Below are 20,182 nucleotides of genomic sequence, written 5' to 3'. Positions count from 1 at the left end.
TGGGCGTCGTAGGCCGGGGCCGGCGCCCTGCGGCGCGGTGCGTGCGGGTCAGCCCCGTGCGGCGCGGCGACGGGGTGCGGGACGGTGCGCCGCGGGGCGGGCGGGGGCATGGGTGGCGGCGCGGGCCGACACCTCCGGCGCCCGGGGCACCGGAGGGTGCAGCGCGGAGGCGACCTCCAGGGCGAGGACGACTCCGGCCGGGCCGTCGCCGAGGGACGTCGCGGCGTGCGCGATCCGCTGGATCATGGGGTGCTGCGCTCCTTCGCTCAGCTGTCCGCGCCCGCCCGCAGCGTGGCCAGGTCCGCCTTGACGGTGTTGATCGGGATGGCGAAGCCGAGACCGACGCTGCCCGCGTCCGCCGACGAGGACGAACCGGCCGCCGAGTACATCGCGGAGTTGATGCCGACGATGTTGCCGTTCATGTCGATCAGCGCGCCGCCGGAGTTGCCCGGGTTGAGGGAGGCGTCCGTCTGGATCGCCTTGTACGTCGTCGTGGACGAGCCGGTGTCGCCGTTGAACTCCTGGCCGCCGAACTCGAACGGCCACTGGCCGCCCTGCCGCTGCTGCTCCTGCTGCCGGCCCTCGTCCGCCGACACGGTCACGTCACGGTTCAGGGCCGAGACGATGCCGCTGGTCACGGTGCCGGTCAGGCCCTCGGGGGAGCCGATCGCCACGACCTGGTCGCCGACCTGGACGCCGTCGGAGTCGCCGAGGGTGGCGGTCTTCAGGCCGGAGGCGTTCTCCAGCTTGATCAGCGCCAGGTCCTTCTTGCTGTCGGTGCCGACGACCTGCGCGCTGTACTGCTTGCCGTCGCTGGTCGTCACCTTGACCGACGAGGCGCCGGACACGACGTGGTTGTTGGTGATGATCTCGCCGTCGCCGGTGATGACCACGCCGGAGCCGGTGGAGGAGCCGGCGTTCGAGGTGGCGCTGATCTCGACGATGCTCGGGCTGACCGCCCGGGCCACACCGGCGACCGTGCCCTTCTGGCTGGAGGGCACCACGGTGGTGCTGGTGGAGCTGGAGGCGACGGTGTCGCCGCCGGTCAGCTCCTGGATGCCGAAGGCGGTGCCGCCGCCGACGGCCGCCGCGACGATCGCCACGGCCGCGAGCAGGGCGACCGGACCGCGCCGGGTCCGCCTGCGGGGCGACCGGGCGGGATCACCCGGCCCCGCGGCCATCGGGGGGTGGGGCGGCTGGGCCGGCGGAGGCGGCCACTCCGGGTTCACCGGGCTCGCGTGGCTCTCCGGGCTCGCGTGGCTCTCCGAGCTCGCGTGGCTCTCCGGGGAGGAGGCGTGCTGCTGGGCGCCCTCGTAGGGGGTCACGTACGGATTCGCGTTCTCGTACTCGCCGCTGCGGCGGAAGCTCTCGGTCATGTCCATGAGCTTCGCGCCCGCGGATGAGAGCTTCCTGAGTCCTGCCTGAGAAGCCCGGCAGAACCTCGTATGCCCGTTATAAAGGCACCCGGCTCCAGCGACTGCCGGAGGCTACTCGCAGCCGCAGGACCGCCGTACCACCAGCCGCGACGGGAAGACCTTCAGCCGCTCCCGCCGCGAGCCCGCGACCCGCAGCCCGTCGTCCAGGACCAGGTCGACGGCGGACCGCGCCATCGCCGACCGGTCGGAGGCGACCGTCGTCAGCGGCGGGTCGGCCAGGTCCGCTTCCTTGATGTCGTCGAAGCCGGCCACCGCCAGCTCGCCGGGGACGTCGATGCGCAGCTCGCGGGCCGCGCGCAGCAGGCCGATCGCCTGGTCGTCGGTGGAGCAGAAGACCGCGGGCGGGCGGCGCGGTCCGGCGAGGACCTCCAGGGCCACCTTGTACGCGTCGTAGCGGTTGTACGGCGCCTCGAAGAGCCGGCCCTCGGTGGAGAGCCCGGCCTCCTTCATCGCCCGCCTCCAGCCCTCGACGTGGTCGGAGACCGGGTCGCCGACGGACGGGGTGTCGGCGGTGCCGCCCATACAGGCCACGTACTCGTACCCGTGTTCCAGCAGGTGCCGCACGGCGAGCTGGGCGCCGCCCAGGTCGTCGGTGACGACGGCGACGTCGTCGATGGCCTCGGGACGCTCGTGCAGCAGCACCACCCGGGCGTCCCACGCGTCGATCTCGGCGGCGGCCAGGTCGTTCAGGGCGTGGCTGACCAGGATCAGGCCGGAGACCCGCATGCCGAGGAACGCACGCAGGTAGTGGACCTCGCGCTCGCCGACGTAGTCGGTGTTGCCGACGAGGACCATCTTCCCGCGCTCGGACGCGGCCTGTTCGACGGCATGGGCCATCTCCCCGAAGAAGGGCTGGCGGGCGTCCGGGATGATCAGGCCTATCAGGTCCGTGCGCCGCGACGCCATGGCCTGGGCGACCCGGTCGGGCCGGTACCCCAGCTCCTTGATCGCGGCGAGGACACGCTCGCGCGTGGCCGGGGCGACCGGCCGGGGTCCGTTGTTGATGACATAGCTGACGACGGCGGTCGAAGTCCCCGCCAGTCGCGCCACATCATCCCGAGTCACCTTGGCCACGCGCGGAGTCTACGCGGATGGACCGTCTCCGGGCAGGGCGTATCGGCCCTCGGTCCGCCCGGTGGCGCTCAGGCCTCGGCTGCGGCGGGCGTCGCCTCCGCCGCGTCCGCCTCGGCCGTGGACCCCGACTTCGCCGTGGACTCCTCCGCGGCCCGCTCCTTCTTCTCCGGTTTCTCGGGCGTGACGAAGCGGTAGCCGACGTTGCGGACGGTGCCGATCAGCGACTCGTGCTCGGGGCCGAGCTTGGCGCGCAGCCGCCGTACGTGCACGTCGACGGTGCGGGTGCCGCCGAAGTAGTCGTAGCCCCACACCTCCTGGAGCAGCTGGGCGCGGGTGAAGACCCGGCCCGGGTGCTGGGCGAGGTACTTCAGCAGCTCGAACTCCTTGAAGGTCAGGTCCAGGACCCGGCCCTTGAGCTTCGCGGAGTATGTCGCCTCGTCCACCGACAGGTCGCCGTTGCGGATCTCCATCGGGGAGTCGTCGCCGACGATCTGCTGGCGGCCCATGGCCAGCCGCAGCCGGGCCTCGACCTCCGCCGGACCGGCGGTGTCCAGCAGCACGTCGTCGATGCCCCAGTCGGCGGTGACGGCGGCGAGGCCGCCCTCGGTGACGACGAGGATCAGCGGACAGCCGAGGCCCGTGGAACGCAGGAGCTGGCACAGGCTGCGCACCTGGGGGAGATCGCGGCGTCCGTCGACGAGGATCACGTCGGCGCCGGGGGTGTCGACGAGAGCGGGTCCCTCCGCCGGAGCCACGCGGACGTTGTGCAGCAGCAGGCCGAGGGCGGGAAGCACCTCCGTCGACGGCTGGAGGGCGTTGGTCAGGAGCAGCAGAGAACTCATCGCGCCCCACCTGCCTGGGTCGTCCTACGGTCGTGCACGTTTCGCTCGCCCATAACGTCTGGTTCCTCCTCGGTCCCTGCGAGGACGTTTACGGCACTGCTTCGTACGGTGCGGGCCCCGCGCCCGTGAGGTCCGCTGCGAGTCCGGGAGGTGAACGCTGGTGAACGCTCCCGAAAGCACAAAAGGACCCGGGGGCTACGTTGCCCGAGTCCTCTGCCCAGCAGAATAGCCGACATGAGCGACGGTCGGGCAGGTCATGTGGCGCGTTCCACCATTCGTCCGCATGCTGGGACGCCCCGGGGCACGGCGGGGCGGACACCTCGCCGCACGCCCGCGCGAACGTTTCTGCGCACGTCGGACGGGGTGCGCATCGACGCCGTGTACGGCCCCGGCCCGGCCCGCGGGGACGCCGCGGACCCGGTGTTCGTCGTCGCGCACGGGTTCACCGGCGACGCCGACCGCCCGCACGTGCGCCGGATCGCGGAGGCGTTCGCGCGCCACGGGGCCGTCGTCACGTTCTCCTTCAGGGGCCACGGTGCCTCCGGCGGGCGTTCGACCGTCGGCGACCGGGAGGTGCTCGACCTGGCGGCGGCGGTGGCCTGGGCGCGCGGCTTCGGCCACGCGCGCGTGGTGACCGTCGGCTTCTCCATGGGCGGCTCGGTGGTGCTGCGGCACGCCGCGCTGTACGGCGACGACAGTGCCGCCCGCGTTGACGCCGTCGTCTCGGTGAGCGCCCCCGCCCGCTGGTACTACCGGGGTACGGCCCCCATGCGCCGGCTGCACTGGCTGGTGATGCGGCCCGCCGGGCGCCTGGTCGGCCGCTACGGCCTGCGCACCCGCATCCACCACCGGGACTGGGACCCGGTGCCGCTGTCGCCGGTGGAGGCGGTGCCGCGCATCGCGCCGACGCCGCTGCTTCTCGTGCACGGCGACCGGGACGGCTACTTCCCTCTCGACCACCCCCGGATGCTGGCCGAGGCGGCCGGTGACCACGGCGAACTCTGGGTGGAGCCCGGCATGGGCCACGCCGAGCACGCCTCCGGCGAGGAGCTGCTGCGCAGGATCGGCGACTGGGCCGTGGCGCGGGCGGGCTAGCCTGACGGTGTTCACCGCCGATCGGCACGGACGCCGATCGGCACCGGCGACGAAGGATCCAGATGGCAAAGGTCACGGTGCGCTACTGGGCCGCCGCGAAGGCCGCGGCGGGAGTGGCCGAGGAGCCGCACGAGGCGGCCACGCTCGCCGACGCGCTCGACGCGGTGCGCGAGAGCCACCCCGGCGAACTCACGCGCGTGCTGCTGCGCTGCTCGTTCCTCGTCGACGGCGACCCCGTGGGCACGCGCGCGCACGAGACGGTACGGCTGGCCGACGGCGGCACGGTCGAGGTGCTCCCGCCGTTCGCGGGAGGGTGACGATGACCGATCAGCCGTATCAGGGGCAGCAGCCGCATCAGCCGTACGAGGGACACGAGGGGTACGACGCCCAGGTGTGGCCCGGACAGCACCAGCAGGGCGAGCACACGCAGCAGTGGCAGGGCCAGACCTGGGAGACCCAGCTGCAACCGCCCGTCCCGGCGGAGGAGACGGCGTACCTGCCCCCGCAGGGGGACGGCGCGCACGGCGGTGGGTACGGGGGGCAGGCGTACGGAGCGCAGCAGTACCAGCCGCAACCGCAGCCGCAGCCGTACCAGCCACAGTCACAGCAGTACCAAGCGCAGCCACAGCCGCAGCCGTACCAGCCACAGTCACAGCAGTACCAAGCGCAGCCGCAGCCGCAGCCGTACCAAGCGCAGCCGCAGCCGTACCAGCCACAGTCACAGCAGTACCAAGCGCAGCCACAGCCGCAGCCGTACCAGCCGCAACCCCAGACGTACGCCCCCCAGGCTCAGCCCCAACCGCAGCCCTACGCCCCCGAGCCCTCCACCGCCCCCGCCGCCCCCGAGCCTTCGCCGGCCACGGCCGCCACCGCGCCTCCGGCGGCCACCGCCTCCACCGACGCACCCGAGTACGGCCCGGCCACCCTCGCGGGCAACGCCCGGATCACCGACGCGCAGCGGGCCCGTGCCGAAGGGCGTTCGCCGATCATCGATCCCGGGATGCAGCCGGCCGCGCTCACCGCGCTGCTGGGGCTGCTGCTGGCCGGCGCGGCCGCGGTCGGCACGTACGCGCTGCTCGTCCCGCTGATCGTCCTCCAGGCCGTCACCGCGGCGGGCTGGTTCCGGCTGAACGGCATGTGGCCCGCCCGGCAGGGCATCGCGCTGGGCTTCGCGGGCGCGCTGGCCGCGGACGCGGCGATGCTGGTGTCGGACCGTTCCCCGGCGGCGCTCCTCGGCACGCTCGGCGTGTGGGTGCTGCTGTCCCTGGTCCTGCAACTGCGGTCGCACGCCGACCCGGACGAGCGGATGTACGGCCTGATGGCGACCGTCGCCGCGACGGCCCTGGCCGTCGTCGCGGGCGGCTATCTCGCGGCCGACGCGGACGCGGTGACGGTCGGCGCGGTCGCCGTGGCGGTGGCCCTCGTGGCCCGCGCGCTGCCGCTGCCGACGCCCGTCTCCGTGGTCGTCGCGCTGCTCGCGGCGGCGGGTGCCGGGGTCGCGGCCGGCGCGGTGACGGACATCGGCACGTCGGGTGCGCTGCTCGGCGCGGGCGCCGCGGTGTGCGCGCTGATCGGGCACCGGGTCGCGGCCTACGACTACCCGTCGCGGTTCGTGCACTTCACGGCGGGCGTGGCGCTGCCGCTGGCGGCCTCCGCACCGGCCGTGTACCTGCTCGGCCGCGCGCTCGGCTGAGCAGCCCCCGGGGCGCACCGACCCCGCCTGTCACAGGTGATCGACAAAAATCCGGCGGCCGTCGCCCACCGCGTTACGCTCGCGCTGGACGGCCGCCGGCCGTCGGGGGACCGCTGTCGTTGACGCCTACTGGTGGGGAACGCTCGCATGCGCGCACTGCGGATACTGTTGGTGGTCGTCGTGATCCTGGGCGGGCTCTTCGTGATCGCCGACCGGATCGCGGTCAACTTCGCGGAGGACCGGGCCGCGGACAAGCTGCGCACCACCGAGAACCTGGCCTCGACGCCGGACGTGTCGATCAACGGCTTTCCCTTCCTCACGCAGCTCGCCGGCGGTGAGCTCGACGAGGTCGAGGTCGGCATCCACGACTACGAGGCCACCACCGGCGACGGCGCCGAGAAGATCCGTATCGACGATCTGCGGGCGGACATGAGGGGGGTCGCGTTCTCCGGCGACTTCAGCTCCGCCACCGCGGCCACGGCCACCGGCACCGCGACGATCGGCTACGACGAGCTGATGAAGGCCACCAAGTCCGAGCCCACGGACATCGGGTTCGGCATCACCGCCAAGGTCGTCGGCCTCTCCGACGGCGGCAACGGCAAGATCAAGGTGTCGCTCCGCGCCACGATTCTGGGCGTCGAACTGCCCGAGCCGGTCGACGTGCTCAGCTCGGTCAAGGTCAAGGACGACAACGTCGAGGTCGTCGCCGACGGCCTGCCGACGATAGGCGGCAAGCAGTTCGCCGAGTCCCGGATCCGGGCCATCACGGACTTCCAGCAGACCATCGACGAGCTGCCCGGCGGGATCGAGCTGGACAAGGTCGAGGCGGCGAAGAACGGCGTCGAGATCACGGTGAAGGGTTCGGACGTCGAACTGGCCGGGTAGGACGACGGTCGGCATCCTGGGAGAGGCCGGACGGAACGCCCGCCGGCCGGCCGGTGACGCATCGACGTCCGACAGGCGAGACGTCGACGTCCGCACCGCAGATGTGACGGCGGACGCGACGAGCCGCGGACCCCTCGGCGGCACCCCGGGAGCCTCGTCGATCTCACATGACGGACGGTCGCGTCTCATCATGCGACACGCCGGTGACATGGCCCCGTATCCGTCCCTACGATCGAGGCTATGAAGCGACAGGCGGATCTCACGAAGCGGCGGGCAGTGGACCTGTGCCGCGTTGCCGCCATGCTCTGTCGCACCTTCTGAGCGGACGGCGTCGCCGCCGTCCGGTTCCCCTCACCGCCCTGCTCAGGGCACCCGCGCGCCGCTCCGGCATGAGCGCGCACACCCTCTCACCCGTACGCCCCGCCGCAACTGCCCCGGAGGAGAAACCATGAGCCGCAGCGACGTCCTGGTCGACGCCGACTGGCTTCAGGACCACCTGGACGACCCGACCATCGCGATCGTCGAGGTGGACGAGGACACGTCCGCGTACGACAAGAACCACATCAAGAACGCGATCCGGATCGACTGGACCCAGGACCTCCAGGACCCGGTCCGCCGTGACTTCATCGACCAGGAGGGCTTCGAGAAGCTCCTGTCGAAGAAGGGCATCTCCAACGACCACACCGTGGTCCTCTACGGCGGCAACAACAACTGGTTCGCGTCCTACGCCTACTGGTACTTCAAGTTGTACGGCCACGAGAACGTCAAGCTCCTCGACGGCGGCCGCAAGAAGTGGGAGCTGGACGCCCGCGAGCTGGTCGACGGCACCGAGGTGCCCGAGCGCCCGGCGACCGACTACAAGGCCAAGCCGCAGGACACCTCGATCCGCGCCTTCCGCGACGACGTCGTCAAGGCGATCGGCGCGCAGAACCTGGTCGACGTCCGCTCGCCCGACGAGTTCTCCGGCAAGCTGCTCGCCCCGGCCCACCTGCCGCAGGAGCAGTCGCAGCGTCCGGGCCACGTCCCGTCCGCCCGCAACATCCCGTGGTCGAAGAACGCCAACGACGACGGCACCTTCAAGTCGGACGAGGAGCTCAAGCAGCTCTACACCGACGAGCAGGTCGACCTGGCGAAGGACACCATCGCCTACTGCCGCATCGGTGAGCGCTCGGCCCTGACCTGGTTCGTGCTGCACGAGCTGCTGGGCGTGGAGAACGTCAAGAACTACGACGGCTCCTGGACCGAGTACGGCTCCCTCGTCGGCGTGCCGATCGAGCTCGGCGCCAACAAGTAAGCGACCCGACCGACCTTTTCCAACCCCTCAGGAGTACGACATGTGCGGAGCGAAGGCCGGCGGCCCCGACGCCTCGACGATCAAGCCCGGTGAGACCACCATCCAGGGTCAGGTGACCCGCGACGGCGAGCCGGTGACGGGCTACGTCCGTCTGCTGGACTCCACCGGCGAGTTCACGGCGGAGGTCCCGACCTCCGCGACGGGCCAGTTCCGCTTCTACGCGGCCGAGGGCACCTGGACCGTACGGGCGCTCGTCCCGGGGGCCAGCGCCGACCGCACGGTCGTCGCCCAGCAGGGCGGGCTGGCGGAGGTCGCGATCGCCGTCTGACGGCAGACGCGCCACGCAACGGCCGAGGGGCCGCACCCACCGGGTTGGACGCCTGGGGTGCGGTCCCTTCGGTGTGCGCGGACCTACTCTGGACGTATGTACGCACGGCGGCGGCACGTCTACTTCGTGATGATGGGCACCTGCATCGCGCTGTTCGTCCTGGCCTGGGGAGTCGTCCGCCTCTGGTCGGTCCCCGCGGCCGTGGGCATGTGCGTGGTGGCCATGGTCATCCCCCCGGTGGCCGCGATGGTCGCCAACCGCCGCGGCCCCGACGACCGCTGGTGGGACGACCCCTCGGGCGATGAGAAGTCCGACGAGTGGTGGGACGAGCTGGACGGCAAGCGCCGACGCTGAGGGGGACGCCCGGCGGACTCAGTAGACGAGCGCCTGCGTGTCGTCGGCGAGAGACTCCTGCACGAAGACCTGGGCCCCCGCGATCCGCACGCCCTCGAGGACGTCCTTCTCGGTGATGTCGCGGCGGGCCGCGCACTGGGTGCACAGGGTGACCCGGCCCCCCGCCAGCAGCGAGTCGAGCAGGTCGGGCAGCGGCGCGGCGTGCGGCAGCTCGAACTCCGCCGCCCGGCCCGGCAGGGCGAACCAGGCGGACTCGCCGGTCAGCCACAGCGAGACGTCGACCCCACTGGCCACGGCCACCGCCGCCACCGTGAACGCCTGAGAACACCGCTCGGGCGCATCGGCCCCGGCCGTCACCTTGATCACGAGCTTCTTCGCCATGGCGGAATCGTACGGCCGCCGCGAGGACGCACCTCACCAAGTGCCGTCCGGTCCGGCCGCGTAAGCTGGGCACCGGCCCTTGTGCACACAGCGCACGCACCGCACCCCGCTCAATCGAGGAGCACCCGTGGAGATCTTCTTCGAAACCCTGCTGGTCCTGGTCTGCGTCGGCGTCCTCGCCTTCGCCGGACTGACCGTGAAGAAGCTGTACCAGGGCCAGCGCTGACCCCCCACGCCAGGAAGTTCTGCTCATGATCGAGATCCCGTCCGACCTCCACAAGGACCTCGTCCCGCTCGCCTTCCTGCTCGGCAACTGGGCGGGCGCGGGCGTGCACGACTTCCCGGGTGCCGAGAAGTGCAACTTCGGGCAGGAAGTCACCTTCAGCCACGACGGCCGTGACTTCCTGGAGTACCAGTCCCACACCTGGGTGCTGGACCAGGACGGCAACAAGGTCCGCCCGCTCGAGTCCGAGCACGGCTTCTGGCGCATCGACGGCCGGCGCAAGGTCGAGGTCACGATGACCCGCGACGACGGCGTCATCGAGATCTGGTACGGCGAACTGGCCGACCAGAAGCCGCAGATCGACCTGGTGACCGACGCCGTGGCCCGCACGGCCGCCTCGCGGCCCTACACCGGCGGCAAGCGGCTGTACGGCTACGTCAAGAGCGACCTGATGTGGGTCGGCGAGAAGCAGACCCCCGAGGTCGAGCTGCGCCCCTACATGTCGGCGCACCTGAAGAAGGTCGTCACCCCGGAGGACGTCGAGCGCTGGGCCAAGGCCCTGCCGGACGACATGCCGGACGACGGGATCGCTTTCTTCAAGTAGTCCTAGACTCAGGGGTGTGGTGAGCACCGACTGGAAGAGCGACCTCAGGCAGCGCGGCTACCGGCTGACCCCGCAGCGGCAGCTGGTGCTCGAAGCCGTCGACACCCTGGAACACGCGACCCCCGACGACATCCTCGGCGAAGTGAGGAAGACGGCGTCGGGGGTCAACATTTCCACCGTGTACCGCACGCTGGAGCTGCTGGAGGAGCTCGGGCTGGTCAGCCATGCCCACCTCGGGCACGGGGCGCCCACCTACCACCTCGCCGACCGGCACCACCACATCCACCTGGTCTGCCGGGACTGCACCAACGTCATCGAGGCCGATCTGTCGGTGGCCGCCGAGTTCACCGCCAAGCTGCGCGAGCAGTTCGGCTTCGACACCGACATGAAGCACTTCGCCATCTTCGGCCGGTGCCGGGACTGCTCCCTGAAGGGTTCAACTACCGAGTCGTAGGCTAGGCATATGAAGAGCCCTCTGCTGTCCCTGCCCGGCGCCGTCCCCGCCGAGGGCGTGGACGAAGGCGTCGCCGCCCACTACGGCGACCTGTTCCGCGAGCAGCGTGCCCTCGCCGACGGCACCGGCTTCGTCGACCTGTCCCACCGCGGTGTCGTCACCGTCAGCGGCGACGACCGGCTGGCCTGGCTGCACCTGCTGCTCACCCAGCACGTCAGCGACCTCCCCGCCGGCCAGGCCACCGAGGCGCTGATCCTCTCCGCCAACGGCCACATCGAGCACGCCCTGTACCTCGTGGACGACGGCGAGACCGTCTGGGCCCACGTGGAGCCCGGCACCCAGGAGGCGCTGATCGCCTACCTGGAGTCGATGAAGTTCTTCTACCGGGTCGAGGTCGCCGACCGCACCGCCGACACCGCGGTCGTCCACCTGCCGGCCGGGTCCATCGCCGCGGCCCCCGAGCGCGCCGTCGTGCGCGAGACGCCGTACGGCCGTGATCTCTTCCTGCCGCGCGAGGAGCTGGAGGCCTTCGCCGCCGAGACCGGTCCGCCGGTCGGGATCCTCGCCCACGAGGCGCTGCGCGTCGAGCAGCACCGGCCCCGCCTCGGCTTCGAGACCGACCACCGCACCATTCCGCACGAGCTGGGCTGGATCGGCACGGCCGTGCACCTGCAGAAGGGCTGCTACCGGGGGCAGGAGACCGTCGCCCGCGTGCAGAACCTGGGCAAGCCGCCGCGCCGGCTGGTCTTCCTGCACCTGGACGGCAGTGACGTCCACCTGCCGCCCGCCGGGGCCGAGGTGCGCCTCGCCGACGACGGACCCGACGGCCGCAAGATCGGCTTCGTCACCACGTCCGTACGCCACCACGAACTCGGCCCGGTCGCCCTCGCCCTGGTCAAGCGGAACGTGCCGGTGGACGCCCGGCTGCTCGCCGAGACCACGGCGGCGGCCCAGGAGACGGTCGTCGAGCCGTAGGGGTCCTAGACCTCGATCAGCACCGTGAACGGGCCGTCGTTCGTCAGCGACACCCGCATCCGCGCGCCGAAGCGGCCCGTCGCCACGGTCGCGCCGAGCGCCCGCAACTGCGCGACGACCTCGTCGACGAGCGGCTCGGCGACATCACCGGGAGCGGCGGCGTTCCACGTGGGGCGGCGGCCCTTGCGGGCGTCGCCGTACAGGGTGAACTGGCTGATCACCAGGAGCGGGGCGTCGATGTCGCTGCACGACTTCTCCTCGTGCAGCATCCGCACCGACCAGAGCTTGCGGGCCAGCTGCGCCGCCTTCTCCTTGGTGTCCTCGTGGGTCACGCCGACCAGGACGCACAGTCCCTCGCCGTCGATCTCGCCCACCGTCTCGCCGTCCACGACGACGCTCGCGCCGTCCACTCTCTGCACCACCGCACGCATGCCGCCATGATGCCGTGCCGTCCCGGGAGCCCGGCGGGCGGGCCGTACGGGGCTTCCGTAACCCCCCATCTGGGGCCGATCGGGGGCACTCGGTCACATAGCGGCCACTTGGGGTGGCACGATGCTTGCCAGACGCCGGTCGAGGGGACGGTTGAGGGATATGAGCACACCGAGTACGGGACAGCCGCCTGGGACTGTCGCGTGGACCTGTCCGGGGGGCCTGGAGCCGCCCCGGCCGCCCGTGCAGCGCACGGACAGCCCGGAGCTGCCCGTGGGCCCGCCGGAGCACGACCTGCCCGTGCTGAGCCTGCCCGAGCTGCGCACCCTGCGGCGGGACGCCCAGCGCGAGGAGGCCGATCTCAGTTACGTACGGCGGCTGCTGCAGGGGCGGATCGACATCCTGCGGGCGGAGCTGGCGCGGCGCGGGCCGGGGCCCGCGGTGGATCCGGGCGTGACGGCCGCGGAGTCGGTCGCGTCCGTCGTGGCGCGGCTGTCGGAGATCCTGACCGACGCGCCGGCCCGGCAGCGGTCCTCCGCACGCCATGTGACGCTGGGCACACCGCGCAGCGAGGAGGGCCGGAGGCTGGCCGCGGAGATGCTCGGCGAGGTGGAGCTGTCCGACCTGACGGCCCGCACCGATCTGGAGCTGAACGCCGCGATGGGCCGCCTCGTGCGCTACGAGCAGCAGGTCTCCCGTCGTCGGCAGCGGCTGCAGCGGACGGCCGACGGCTGCAGCGCGGAGATCGCACGCCGGTACCGTGAGGGGGAAGCACAAGTCGACGACCTGCTCGTGTGACGCCGGGAGCGGCCTACGCCGGCCGCCCCGCAGGGCCCGGTGAACCCGGGCCGTCACGGCGGCGGGTCACCCGTCCGGAAGGCCACCGCCGATGCCCGCGTCCCCGTCCGCGCCCACGTCCGCCCTCTCGCCCGTCGTGCCGCCCGTCCTCGCCGAGGTCGTCCGGTCCGGCTTCGTCGAGGGGCGGCACCGGGGCAGTCTGGTCGTCCTGGCCGCCGACGGAGCCGTGGAGCTGGCGCTGGGGGACGTGACGGCGCCGGTCTTCCCGCGCTCCTCCAACAAGCCGATGCAGGCGGCGGGCGTGCTGCGGGCCGGTCTCGACCTCGCGGGGGAGCGGCTGGCGCTGGCCGCCGCCAGCCACTCCGGGGAGCCCTTCCACCGCGACCTGGTCCGCAAGATGCTCGACGAGTACGGCCTCGACCCGGCCCTGCTCCAGTGCCCGCCCGACCTGCCGCTGGACCCAGAGGAGCGGGACACGTACCTGGCCTCGGGCGCGGGGCCCGACCGGGTCACCATGAACTGCTCCGGCAAGCACACCGCGATGCTGGCCGTCTGCGCCCAGCGGGGCTGGCCGCTGGAGACCTACCTCGACGCGGACCACCCGCTCCAGCGGCTCATCCACAGGGTTGTGGAGGACGCGGCGGGCGAGCCGGTCGCCGCCGTCGGCACGGACGGGTGCGGGGCGCCGCTGATGGCGATCAGCCTGGTCGGGCTGGCCCGCGCCTTCCGCAGCTTCGTGGGCGCCGAGCCCGGCACCGCGGAGCGCCGGGTCGCCGACGCGATGCGCGCCCACCCCGAGTACGTCGCCGGCACCCGCCGCGCCGACACCTGGCTGATGCGCGAGGTGCCCGGCACGCTCTCCAAGATGGGCGCGGAGGCCGTCCAGGCGGTGGCCCTGCCCGACGGCCGCGCGCTGGCCTTCAAGGTGGAGGACGGGGCGAGCAGGGCTCTGGGCCCGGTCCTGGCCCGCGCGCTGACGCTGCTGGGCGTGGACGCCCCGGTGGTCGAGCGCATCGGCCGGGCCCCGCTGCTGGGCGGCGGCCACGAGGTGGGCGAGATCCGGGCGGCCTTCTGACGCCGGGGAGTACGCGGGGGCGCGCTGCGCGGGAGTGTGCGAGGCGCCGCGGGGCTGCGGGGCGTGAGGCTGTCGGTGGGCCGGTGAGACGCCAGGGCTCGCGAGACGCCACGGCCGTCCGCGCGGGAACCCCCGTCCCCGCGGCCGACGCGCCGACAGGCATCCCGAAGGCGGGGGGGCATACGAGGGCGCCGGGAGCTGCGGCGGGTGTCGTCGCAGGGCGGACAAATACCCGCGACGGCGGAGCGGTCGCCGACCTACCGTGAGCGCATGACCCGCCGCACCGACATCGACGTACGTCCCATAACCGAGGCCGAGTTCCCCGACTGGAACCGTGCCCTGAACACCGGGTTCCTGCAGCCGCCCGCCGTCGGCGCGGAGCAACTGGAGGCCCGCCGCAACCAGTTCGTCCCCGGCCGGCTCCTGGGGGCCTTCGACGGCGACCGCTGTGTGGCCACCTTCCGGTCCTTCGACCAGCAGGTCACCGCCGTCGGCGGGGTGCCCGTCCCGGCCGACGCCGTCTCCAACGTCACCGTCAGCCCGACCCACCGCCGCCGCGGCCTGCTCACCCGCATGATGGCGCAGGACCTGGCGGCCGCGAAGGAACGCGGAGACGTCGTGGCCACGCTGATCGCGGCGGAGTACCCGATCTACGGCCGCTACGGCTTCGGCCCCGCCACCACCATGACCGAGTGGACCGTCGACGTGCCCCGCGCCGGTCTCGACCCGCGCCGGGACGCCCCGGAGGACGGCGGCCGGATCGACCTCGTGGACGGCGAGGACGTCCGCAAGCTGGGCCCCGAGCTGCACGAGCGGCTGCGCCGGGTCCAGCCGGGCGCGGTCAGCCGGGCCGAGCTGTGGTGGCTGGCCAGGACCGGCGCGGTGCGCATGGACGGCGCCCCGTGGACCGAGCCCTTCTACGCCGTGTACCGCTCGGCGGGCGGCGAGGTGGAGGGCATGGTCTCCTACCGGGCGGACGACAGGTGGGGCGACGCCAAGCAGCCGCTGAACACGGCGACCGTCGACTGGCTGCTCGGCGTGACCCCGGCCGCGGAGCGGGCGCTGTGGCGGTATCTGTGCTCGATCGACTGGATCACCACGGTGAAGAGCGGCTGGCGGGCCCCCGACGACCTGCTCCCGCACCTGCTGCCGGACCCGCGCGCCGCCAGGATCGTCACGCAGGCGGACTGGCTGTGGGTGCGGATCCTGGACGTCGTGCGGGCGCTGGAGGCCCGCACGTACGGGGCCGCAGGAACGCTGGTGCTGGAAGTCGTGGACAGGTGGGGGTCCCCCCGCTCGAGCGGAGCCGGTAGTGGGGGAGGGCCGGCCGGCGGGCGGTGGCGGCTGGAGGCCTCGGAGACCGGGGCGTCCTGCACGCCGACCACCGAGAGCGCCGCCCTGGTGCTCGGCGTCGGCGAGCTGGCGGCGCTGTGGCTGGGTGACGAGTCGGCCGTGCGGCTGGCGGCGCTCGGCCGGATCCGGGAAGAGCGAGCGGGCGCCGCCCGGCTGGCCGACGCCCTGCTGCGTACGCCCAGGCGGCCTTGGTGCCCGGACATGTTCTGAGGTCGCTCCCTTCGGCCGGCGACGGGTGGACGCGCTGTCCGTAGTCAGCGCCTGCTCTTCGGTTGTGGTTGTTGTGCGGTGGTGCCGACCGGCTGTCCGGGCTCCCGGCTCCCCTCCGGAAGGGGGCCCGGACAGCGGTACGCCTACTCAGCCGGACTGGGCGAGCAGCATCACGAGGATCACCGCGCCGACCCCGCCGATCGCGGTGTTCTTCGCCTTGATGCCGATGGACAGGGCGACGAACGCGATGATTCCCATCGGTCCGTACCTCCACTGCACCAGCTGCTCGAACCCGATGGCCAGAGCGGCGATGACGATGGCGATGAGCGGCATGGCGGTCCCCCTTCGGGCCGTCCCGCGCGGGACGTGTCCCCTTCTGCTTCACGTGGTGGCCAACCCCCTTGAGGGTCCGACCACGTTGCCCAAGTTGGCAGCCAACTTCTCTGTAGTTATCTCCGCTTGGGAGCGACTCATAACCACCTTTCCGTGAACTGCCCAAAGATGGCGGGAAGTTGTAGTGTTTGGTCGTGGAGCGGGAACATGCCTCCGTCAATGGGCGGAAGAAGCCTCAGGAGCCTGCGAGAACCCATCGCGAGGTGGCCGACGAGCTGCGGGCCCGGATCAGGTCCGGGACGTTGCAGTCGGGCCAGCGCATGCCCACGCAGGCGCAGTTGGCCGACGAGTTCGGTGTGGAGCGCGGCACCGTCCGCCAGGCCCTGCGCATCCTGCAGTCGGAGCAGCTGCTCACCAACGTCTCCAAGGGGAGCCCGGCGACCGTCGCGCCCGACCCGGGCAAGGTTCTGACCGGGCCGGACGCGCTGCCGCTGCCGACCACGGTGGCCCTCGCCCCGCGGATCGCGGACGCCTTCGCCGCCCCGCACGTCACGATCGACGCGCTGTGTCTGACCGCCGTCTCCCTCACGCTCGCCATCGGCGAATCGCTGCGCCAGATCCACACCGGGCGACGCAAACCGGCCAAGGTCGACGTCCGTGTGCTGCTGCCGGGCCGGGACATCGACCTGGCGTTCCCGGTGCCGGTGGCGGGCCGCGGCGGCGCCGGCCCGGTGCACGAGCGGTGGCTGGCCATGCGCAACGCCCAGGGGCAGGTGCTCAAGCACAACCTGCTGGCGCTGCGTGCCACGCACGGCATCGACGTGAGCGTCTCCTTCCGCGCGCTGCCCTTCACCCCGCCGGTGAAGCTCTACCTGCTCAACGGCACGGAGGCGCTGTTCGCCTACTACACGCTCACCCGGCGCGAAGAGCGGGTCGGCGAGGAGCAGTTGGAGATGTACGACGCCGAGGGCACCCGCTCGACGCTGTTCGCCTTCGAGCAGGGGGCCGGGCCGCGCGACACGTCGTTCGTGCGGCAGTCGCGATTGTGGTTCGACGCACTGTGGGAGACGATCAGTTCGGAGCTGGTGCTCACGGACTGACCGCCTCCCGCAATCCGGTGTTCCCCGTGCGGATCCGGGGGCCGGCCCCTCACAGGGCGGGCCCCGCGACCAGCAGGGCCAGCACCACCGCGCCGGCGGAGCTGACGGACGGGCTCTTGGCCTTGATGCCTATGGTGAGCAGGAGCAGGCCGACGACTCCGGTGGCGCCGTACCTCCACTGGACGATCTGCTCGAAGGTGACGACGAGGACCGCGGAGACGAGGGCGAGGACGGGCATGGTCTTTCCCCCTTCGGAAGCTTCGGGACGTAAAACTTCCGCCAACTCGAATAAGTTGGCAACCAACTCTGCCTATGTTGTCCCCACTTGGCTACTAGTTATAAACAAGTTTCAAACAACTCCCGCTAGGTAGGTCGGAGTTGTAGCGTCTGGTCGTGACTCAGGAGAACGTGTCCGTGAACGGCAGCAGAAGGCTCTCGGCCCAGGAGATCGCCGACATCCTGCGGGAACGGATCCGCGGGGGCGACCTCAAGGCGGGCGACCGCCTGCCCACCCAGGCCGAGCTGGCCGACGAGTTCAAGGTGGAGCGCGGCACCGTCCGCCAGGCACTGCGGGCCCTCCAGGAGGACGGCCTGCTCACCAACGTCAGCAAGGGCAGCCCGCCCCGCATCGCCGAGCCCCCTCCGGCCCGGGGCGAGCCCCAGCCGACGATGGTGGCGCTCGGGCCCCGGCTGTCGGAGGCGTTCTCGGCGCCCCACGTGCGGGTGGACGTCGTGTGCCACACCTCGGAGACGCTGATGCTGGCGCTCAGCGAGCCGCTCCGGCTGATCCACGAGGGCCGGATCCGCCCGGAGTCGATCGACTTCCGCGTGCTGATGCCGTCACGGGACATCGAACTGGCCTTCCCCGTCCTGGTCGAGGACGAGGAGGACGACCCGGTCCACCAGCGCTGGCTGCAGATGCGCAACGCCCAGGCCCGCGTCCTCCAGCACAACCTGTACGCCGTGCGGTCCACCCACCGCGTCGACGTGCGCATCGCCTTCCGCGCCCTGCCCTTCACCCCGCCGATGAAGCTGTACCTGCTCAACGGCGAGGAGGCGCTCCTCGGCTACTACATGCTCACCCGGCGCGAGGAGGAGTACGAGAGCCGGACGCTGGAGATGTACGACGCCCTCGGCTCCCAGTCGCTGCTGTTCTCCTTCCTGACGCGGACGGGGCAGCGGGACGCGGTGTTCGTGAAGGAATCACAGAAGTGGTTCGACGCCCTCTGGGAAACCATCACCACGGACATGACACTCTCCTAGTGACTTCTGATACGACGCAGACCGAGCCGGTGGCGGCGGACACGGAGAACCTCGGACGGCTGGTGCGCGGCGCCCGGTTCGTGCTCTGGGACTTCGACGGGCCGATCTGCCGGCTGTTCGCCGGGCACACGGCGGAGCGGGTGGCGGCCGACCTCGTCGACTGGCTCGAGGAGCGCGGGCTGCGCGGCCTGCTGACCCAGGAGGAACGGGAGTCGCCGGACCCGCACGCGGTGCTGCGCGCGGTGGACCGCCGGCATCCCGACAGCGACCTGGTGGCGGAACTGGAGGAACGCCTCACCCAGGAGGAGCTGCGGGCCACCGCCTCCGCCATGCCGACCGCGTACGCCGATCCGCTGATCCGGACCTGGACGGCCGTGGGCGTGCGGCTGGCCGTCGCCACCAACAACGCCCCGCGGGTCGTGCGCACCTATCTGACCGGCCGGAGCCTGCTGCCGTGCTTCACCCCGCACATCTACGGCCGCACCCAGGAACTGAGGCTCCTCAAGCCCGACCCGCACACCCTCGTCCGGGCGCTCAGCGCGATGGGGGCCGCGCCGTCCGCCTCCCTGTTCATCGGCGACTCCCCCTCGGACTGCGAGGCCGCCCGGCTGGCCCAGGTCCCCTTCCTCGGCTACGCCCGCAACGAACGCAAGGAGAAGTCCCTGCGGGACGCCGGCGCGGACACCGTCATCGGCTCCTTCGAACCGCTGCTGGCACTGCTCCGCACCGGCGGGGCGTCCGGCGGCTGACTCCGGCGTTCGGCGGACACCCTTCGGACGCGGCCGCCGGTGACGGACCGGAGGCGCTACTCTCCGGCCATGCACCGTCTGCCACACCGAGCGCACAAGGCGCTTGTGCGCCATTTTGTGGAGTCCCGGAGGCTCCGTGGCAGGGTCGAGGTGCTGCGTGGGCACCACAACACCAACTACGTGCTGCGCGCCGGACCGGTGCTGGCGCTGCTGCTGGGTGCCGTGCCGTTCACCCGGTTCAAGTACCGCGTCCCGCTGACGACCGTCGAGGTCGTGCCGCGCATCTGGCCGCGGGAGTCGGAGGTGCTCCGCGTCGTGTGCCGGCACCTGCGCGAGGTGCCGCCGTGCCTCGCCGACCTCGGCGACCGCTCCGTGCACCGGTACCGGATGGGCCGGGCGCTCAGCGAGCTCCGGACCGAGGAGGCCGGGGGCGCGGACGAGACGCTCATGCGCGAGTTCGCCGCGTTCTTCGTCAGGACCGCGCGGGTCCCCGTGGCGGAACTGCCGGACCGCCCCGGCGACTGGCCCGAGGACGGTGACACGCAGGGCTTCCTGGACTGGCTCGTCCGCTTCACCGAGGAGCGGGTGCACCGCCCCAACCGGGACCGCTTCGGCGCGCTCTTCGACGCGGTCGGCGTCCCCCAGGACGCGATGGCACGGTTCGCGGCGCACCACCGCTGCCGGACGGCCAGGCCGTTCCGGCTGCTGCACACGGACGTCCACCGTGCCAACGCGGTGCTCCGGGGCAAGCGGCTCACGGTGATCGACTGGGAGCTGGCGATATTCGGCGACCCCCTGCACGACCTCGCGACGCACCTCGTCCGCATGGGGTACGAGAAGCACGACCAGGTCCGCATGACGGAGCTGTGGGCCGAGGCGATGGAGGAGGCGGGTCTCGCCGAGCTGACCGCCGGCCTGGACGACGACCTCCCCGTCTACCTCGCGTTCGAGCACGCCCAGTCCGTCTTCCCCGACGTGATGCGCGCGGCCCTCGACCTGCCCGCCGACGCGGGCCCGGAGCACTTCGGCCTCGCCGCCGACCGCGTCCGGCGTGCGACGCGGCGGGCCCGCGAGCCGCTCCAGCTGGTCGACGTACCGGGCCGGGAACAGGTCCTGGACGCGCTGCGGGCCTGGCACGGTGAACACGGCCGGCCGGACGACGTCCCCTCGCACCCGGCCCGACGGCCCGCATAGGCCCGCGCCGCCCTCTTCCGGCCGGCACCGGTACCGGGCA

The 20,182-nt window shown here is 72.2% G+C and carries 26 protein-coding genes; 18 read left to right on the top strand and 8 right to left on the bottom strand.

The genetic code is table 11. The features are described from left to right. Positions 1-48: 48 nt before the first annotated feature. The 4 genes from ACIRG6_RS21410 to ACIRG6_RS21395 all read right to left on the bottom strand — a co-directional run bounded on the left by ACIRG6_RS21410 (position 49) and on the right by ACIRG6_RS21395 (position 3,352). Positions 49-246 carry a hypothetical protein gene (locus ACIRG6_RS21410; RefSeq protein ID WP_364674314.1) on the bottom strand — a complete coding sequence of 66 codons (198 nt, stop codon included), beginning with the start codon at positions 244-246 and terminating at the stop codon, positions 49-51. A 20-nt stretch (positions 247-266) separates the two neighbouring features. Beyond that, positions 267-1,376, bottom strand: a complete 1,110-nt coding sequence (locus tag ACIRG6_RS21405) for a S1C family serine protease (RefSeq protein ID WP_403324056.1) — start codon at positions 1,374-1,376, stop codon at positions 267-269. A 111-nt stretch (positions 1,377-1,487) separates the two neighbouring features. Then, positions 1,488-2,510 (bottom strand): LacI family DNA-binding transcriptional regulator, encoded by a 1,023-nt coding sequence (locus ACIRG6_RS21400; RefSeq protein ID WP_239765761.1) that lies wholly within the window; start codon positions 2,508-2,510, stop codon positions 1,488-1,490. A 68-nt stretch (positions 2,511-2,578) separates the two neighbouring features. Continuing rightward, positions 2,579-3,352: a response regulator transcription factor gene (locus tag ACIRG6_RS21395; protein ID WP_239765762.1), complete on the bottom strand. Its 774-nt coding sequence runs from the start codon at positions 3,350-3,352 to the stop codon at positions 2,579-2,581. Positions 3,353-3,586: 234 nt separating this feature from the next. Between ACIRG6_RS21395 and ACIRG6_RS21390 the strand changes: the two genes are divergently transcribed. The 8 genes from ACIRG6_RS21390 (at position 3,587) to ACIRG6_RS21355 (ending at position 9,001) form a co-directional block, all read left to right on the top strand. Continuing rightward, positions 3,587-4,447, top strand: coding sequence for an alpha/beta hydrolase (locus ACIRG6_RS21390; protein WP_403324053.1), 861 nt, complete (start codon positions 3,587-3,589; stop codon positions 4,445-4,447). A gap of 62 nt (positions 4,448-4,509) precedes the next feature. Continuing rightward, a complete protein-coding gene (locus tag ACIRG6_RS21385; protein ID WP_189233997.1) occupies positions 4,510-4,764 on the top strand; it encodes a MoaD/ThiS family protein in 255 nt (84 codons plus the stop codon). 2 nt (positions 4,765-4,766) lie between these two features. Further along, the gene (locus ACIRG6_RS21380) at positions 4,767-6,140 is read left to right on the top strand and encodes a hypothetical protein (RefSeq protein ID WP_403324051.1); all 1,374 of its coding nucleotides are present in this window, start codon (positions 4,767-4,769) and stop codon (positions 6,138-6,140) included. A gap of 147 nt (positions 6,141-6,287) precedes the next feature. Continuing rightward, on the top strand, positions 6,288-7,025 hold the full coding sequence (locus ACIRG6_RS21375; protein WP_364674302.1) for an LmeA family phospholipid-binding protein: 738 nt from the start codon (positions 6,288-6,290) through the stop codon (positions 7,023-7,025). Positions 7,026-7,265: 240 nt separating this feature from the next. After that, positions 7,266-7,346: a putative leader peptide gene (locus ACIRG6_RS21370; protein WP_350310325.1), complete on the top strand. Its 81-nt coding sequence runs from the start codon at positions 7,266-7,268 to the stop codon at positions 7,344-7,346. 127 nt (positions 7,347-7,473) lie between these two features. Beyond that, positions 7,474-8,319 (top strand): sulfurtransferase, encoded by an 846-nt coding sequence (locus ACIRG6_RS21365; protein WP_239765766.1) that lies wholly within the window; start codon positions 7,474-7,476, stop codon positions 8,317-8,319. 40 nt (positions 8,320-8,359) lie between these two features. Then, the gene (locus ACIRG6_RS21360; protein ID WP_100569102.1) at positions 8,360-8,647 is read left to right on the top strand and encodes a DUF1416 domain-containing protein; all 288 of its coding nucleotides are present in this window, start codon (positions 8,360-8,362) and stop codon (positions 8,645-8,647) included. A gap of 96 nt (positions 8,648-8,743) precedes the next feature. Continuing rightward, on the top strand, positions 8,744-9,001 hold the full coding sequence (locus ACIRG6_RS21355) for a DUF3099 domain-containing protein (RefSeq protein WP_350722292.1): 258 nt from the start codon (positions 8,744-8,746) through the stop codon (positions 8,999-9,001). Positions 9,002-9,019: 18 nt separating this feature from the next. Here ACIRG6_RS21355 and ACIRG6_RS21350 read toward each other — a convergent pair whose 3' ends face one another. Then, a complete protein-coding gene (locus tag ACIRG6_RS21350) occupies positions 9,020-9,382 on the bottom strand; it encodes a DsrE family protein (protein ID WP_077799246.1) in 363 nt (120 codons plus the stop codon). Between the two features lie 251 nt (positions 9,383-9,633). Here ACIRG6_RS21350 and ACIRG6_RS21345 point away from each other — a divergent pair, with 251 nt between their 5' ends. Genes ACIRG6_RS21345 through ygfZ form a run of 3 tightly spaced genes read left to right on the top strand, consistent with a single transcriptional unit; the run spans position 9,634 to position 11,638 of the window. After that, positions 9,634-10,209, top strand: a complete 576-nt coding sequence (locus tag ACIRG6_RS21345) for an FABP family protein (protein WP_189234002.1) — start codon at positions 9,634-9,636, stop codon at positions 10,207-10,209. A gap of 16 nt (positions 10,210-10,225) precedes the next feature. Next, positions 10,226-10,663, top strand: coding sequence for a Fur family transcriptional regulator (locus ACIRG6_RS21340; RefSeq protein WP_225635239.1), 438 nt, complete (start codon positions 10,226-10,228; stop codon positions 10,661-10,663). A gap of 9 nt (positions 10,664-10,672) precedes the next feature. Continuing rightward, complete coding sequence (gene ygfZ / locus ACIRG6_RS21335; protein WP_225635238.1) at positions 10,673-11,638, top strand: CAF17-like 4Fe-4S cluster assembly/insertion protein YgfZ; 966 nt, start codon at positions 10,673-10,675, stop codon at positions 11,636-11,638. 5 nt (positions 11,639-11,643) lie between these two features. On the opposite strand, the gene dtd is transcribed toward ygfZ, so the two are convergent. Continuing rightward, positions 11,644-12,069 carry a D-aminoacyl-tRNA deacylase gene (dtd, locus tag ACIRG6_RS21330; protein ID WP_239765769.1) on the bottom strand — a complete coding sequence of 142 codons (426 nt, stop codon included), beginning with the start codon at positions 12,067-12,069 and terminating at the stop codon, positions 11,644-11,646. A 160-nt stretch (positions 12,070-12,229) separates the two neighbouring features. On the opposite strand from dtd, the gene ACIRG6_RS21325 reads away from it, so the two are divergent. From ACIRG6_RS21325 to ACIRG6_RS21315, 3 genes are all read left to right on the top strand, one after another. Continuing rightward, positions 12,230-12,865, top strand: a complete 636-nt coding sequence (locus tag ACIRG6_RS21325; protein WP_365020213.1) for an RsiG family protein — start codon at positions 12,230-12,232, stop codon at positions 12,863-12,865. A 91-nt stretch (positions 12,866-12,956) separates the two neighbouring features. Next, positions 12,957-13,940, top strand: a complete 984-nt coding sequence (locus tag ACIRG6_RS21320; protein ID WP_350722285.1) for an asparaginase — start codon at positions 12,957-12,959, stop codon at positions 13,938-13,940. Positions 13,941-14,210: 270 nt separating this feature from the next. Next, positions 14,211-15,503: a GNAT family N-acetyltransferase gene (locus ACIRG6_RS21315; RefSeq protein WP_350722283.1), complete on the top strand. Its 1,293-nt coding sequence runs from the start codon at positions 14,211-14,213 to the stop codon at positions 15,501-15,503. 147 nt (positions 15,504-15,650) lie between these two features. Here the strand turns inward: ACIRG6_RS21315 and ACIRG6_RS21310 are convergent, their stop codons facing one another. After that, positions 15,651-15,836, bottom strand: coding sequence for a hypothetical protein (locus ACIRG6_RS21310; protein ID WP_239765773.1), 186 nt, complete (start codon positions 15,834-15,836; stop codon positions 15,651-15,653). Between the two features lie 188 nt (positions 15,837-16,024). On the opposite strand from ACIRG6_RS21310, the gene ACIRG6_RS21305 reads away from it, so the two are divergent. Continuing rightward, positions 16,025-16,936 (top strand): winged helix-turn-helix domain-containing protein, encoded by a 912-nt coding sequence (locus ACIRG6_RS21305; protein ID WP_364674292.1) that lies wholly within the window; start codon positions 16,025-16,027, stop codon positions 16,934-16,936. A 49-nt stretch (positions 16,937-16,985) separates the two neighbouring features. Here the strand turns inward: ACIRG6_RS21305 and ACIRG6_RS21300 are convergent, their stop codons facing one another. After that, positions 16,986-17,174: a hypothetical protein gene (locus tag ACIRG6_RS21300; protein WP_364674289.1), complete on the bottom strand. Its 189-nt coding sequence runs from the start codon at positions 17,172-17,174 to the stop codon at positions 16,986-16,988. 149 nt (positions 17,175-17,323) lie between these two features. Between ACIRG6_RS21300 and ACIRG6_RS21295 the strand changes: the two genes are divergently transcribed. The 3 genes from ACIRG6_RS21295 (at position 17,324) to ACIRG6_RS21285 (ending at position 20,142) form a co-directional block, all read left to right on the top strand. After that, complete coding sequence (locus ACIRG6_RS21295) at positions 17,324-18,199, top strand: winged helix-turn-helix domain-containing protein (RefSeq protein ID WP_364818511.1); 876 nt, start codon at positions 17,324-17,326, stop codon at positions 18,197-18,199. After that, positions 18,199-18,948 carry an HAD family hydrolase gene (locus ACIRG6_RS21290; RefSeq protein ID WP_350722276.1) on the top strand — a complete coding sequence of 250 codons (750 nt, stop codon included), beginning with the start codon at positions 18,199-18,201 and terminating at the stop codon, positions 18,946-18,948. Before ACIRG6_RS21295 ends, ACIRG6_RS21290 begins: the two co-directional genes overlap by 1 nt. A gap of 150 nt (positions 18,949-19,098) precedes the next feature. Next, positions 19,099-20,142 (top strand): phosphotransferase family protein, encoded by a 1,044-nt coding sequence (locus tag ACIRG6_RS21285; protein ID WP_403324045.1) that lies wholly within the window; start codon positions 19,099-19,101, stop codon positions 20,140-20,142. Positions 20,143-20,182 lie beyond the last annotated feature (40 nt).

It is taken from the genome of Streptomyces flaveolus (assembly GCF_044765825.1).
Classification (GTDB): domain Bacteria; phylum Actinomycetota; class Actinomycetes; order Streptomycetales; family Streptomycetaceae; genus Streptomyces; species Streptomyces flaveolus.
Note: the sequence above shows the minus strand (reverse complement) of the source record. Positions and strands in the feature narration are given on the sequence as shown.